Source organism: Acetobacterium sp. K1/6 (assembly GCF_034438075.1).
Classification (GTDB): domain Bacteria; phylum Bacillota; class Clostridia; order Eubacteriales; family Eubacteriaceae; genus Acetobacterium; species Acetobacterium carbinolicum.
The window spans coordinates 1-2,257 of sequence record NZ_JAXQGA010000058.1; the positions used below are offsets into that span (position 1 = coordinate 1).

2 protein-coding genes are annotated in these 2,257 nt (G+C 46.3%); both read right to left on the bottom strand.

Annotated features, from left to right (window positions below):
* Positions 1–15: 15 nt before the first annotated feature.
* A complete protein-coding gene (locus tag U2P91_RS17785) occupies positions 16–642 on the bottom strand; it encodes an ATP-binding protein (protein ID WP_242988548.1) in 627 nt (208 codons plus the stop codon).
* Positions 635–2,197: an IS21 family transposase gene (gene istA / locus U2P91_RS17790; RefSeq protein WP_263993112.1), complete on the bottom strand. Its 1,563-nt coding sequence runs from the start codon at positions 2,195–2,197 to the stop codon at positions 635–637. The genes U2P91_RS17785 and istA overlap by 8 nt, the downstream gene beginning before the upstream one ends.
* Between the last annotated feature and the right edge of the window lie 60 nt (positions 2,198–2,257).

Consider the following 2,257-nt stretch of genomic DNA (forward strand, 5'->3'; position numbering starts at 1 on the left):
CCGCTGCCCAGGCGTTCATGCCAACCTTCGGCAGTAAATTGAGAACAGAAAATTGTGGACGTCTAGGCCACAACGGATTTCCATCAGCTCCAGCAGATCACGCTGTTGTGTATCCGTAGTGGGAACAAGCAGAAACTCATCCAGGATCATCAGGGAACATTTTCTGAATTGATTGAGCAGATGATGGTATTTTCCTTGAATCCGTGCAGCTTCGAAAGCACAAAAGAGATCTGGTAAGCGAATATAGCGTGCTTTATAACCGGATTGGCAGGCATTTACCCCCAGTGCATTGGAAATATAGGTTTTGCCGCAACCGGTGGCGCCAACCAGAATGACGTTTTGCCCCTGGCGAATGTATTCGTTGCTTGCCAGACTTTCCAGCAGTTCGCGATTCAAATGACGATCCGGCAGATATTCGATATTTCCCAGAAAAGCTGCTGAATTATTAAATTTAGCTTCCTTGATGAGCCGTTTGATATTGTTGTTGTGTCGGGAATCATACTCCGCATCGACCATCAGAGCCAGACGTTCCTGAAATGACATGGAAAGATAGGTCATTTCATCTTCAAGCTGGTTCTGGTAACATTGGGCAAAAACGGGCAACCGCATGGTTTTCAGCTTTTTCAACGTATCATTATTCATCGCTGTCACCCCCGTAATAAGCCGGTCCCCTGACATAGGCATATTTGTTGATCTCATCCGGAGATGATTGTGATGTCGGTTGTTTTTTGTTTCTAGCGACCGAATCCTGTCCGGATTCCAGAATCAGTTTAATATTTTTGTAGCGGGGATTGGGAATGTATTCTAGTGCCGCCCCGCAAGCGCTTTCCAGTCGCTCGGCTGAATAGTGATCGGCCAGTTTTAAGAGAGACAAACAGCCTTTGTAGGCCTGTTCCTCCACCCGATAAGAGTCGAACATCTTTTGAACCACGGCTTTTGTCGATGGGCCAATATCGTCGGCCCATCTTAAAAATCGGGCCGAATCCCATTCACTGTAAAGTTGATGGTTGATCGGCATGTGGTCGACATTGGTTGAATACTGACCCCGTCGGCCATACAGCCGCCGATGGCTGCAAAGCCGGGTTCCCTTATAGAAAACTTCAATGATATTTCGGGTATAGCGGAGATCCACTTTTTTCCGGACGTATTCATAGGGGATCGAATAATATTGTTGATCGATTGAAACATGGTAGTTCAGCTGAACCGTGGCGGTTTTCCACTGGGCAAACTCAAAGGGAAATTTCGGAAGTGGCTGCATAAAGGGTAATTCTTCTTGTTGAAATACTGAATAACGGGAACCATCCTTTTTCTGAAAATCGGCATGATTGAATCGTTCCAGCTCTTTCAGTATGGCTCGATTCATTTCATGGATACTAAAAAATTGCCGGTTGCGGAGTTTTCCCATCACATGATTCGTCAGCAGACCAACCGAACCTTCCACCGCGGCTTTATCTTTGGGAGATAAGATCCGGGCCGGCAACAACCCGGTCTGATAATGATCAGCCAGTTCCTGATAGGCCCGATTGATGACGGGATCTTCATGCTTCTTATGACTCAGAATGCCTACCTTCAGGTTATCGGGAATGAGCAATCGGGTCGATGCACCAAAATAGTCATACATACTGATATGGGCATTGATCCAGTCTTCTTCCTTCATGGTCAGACAGGCTTTCGCATAGCAATACATGCTAAACGGCAGGGTTGCCACAAAGAGATAAACTTTACAGCTTGTTCCCGTGACCTGATCATAAAGCGGCAGGGGTGTTCCCGCCCAGTCAACCATGATTTTATCCCCGGGTTTATGGTGGATATGCATGGTGAGCCGGTTCTGATTGACATGCTCCTGATAAAGCTTGCAGAATTGAGAATACATATAAGGCGGTCTTTGGGTATGCCGACACGTGTCAAGATATTCTTCCCAGAGCAGCTTTAAGGTCACCCCATTTTTCAGCAGTTCCTTATGGATGTAATCATAATCCGGTAGTGTCATTACTGGGATCTGTGTTTCTTCCGGAAAGAGATGCTGATGCAGTTTTGATTCGTCAATGGCCTGAAGCTCCTGCTCATTAATCGGGTGGGCATCGCAGGCCTTTACCACCCTGGCTACTGTGTTTCGGGATACTTTTAACGTATCCGCAATTCTCCGCTGGCTGAATCCGTCAAGGCGGAGCTGTAAAATTTGTTTTTCTTTGGACATTAACATGTCCTCCTTTCGTAAGTATCACGGTTATCCCGTAGCTTCATTTTAATACTTACG

Excerpts from the sequence above, each read along its gene's own strand:
- U2P91_RS17785 (WP_242988548.1), bottom strand. The coding sequence starts at position 642 with ATGAATAATGATACGTTGAAAAAGCTGAAAACCATGCGGTTGCCCGTT.
- istA (WP_263993112.1), bottom strand. The coding sequence starts at position 2,197 with ATGTCCAAAGAAAAACAAATTTTACAGCTCCGCCTTGACGGATTCAGC.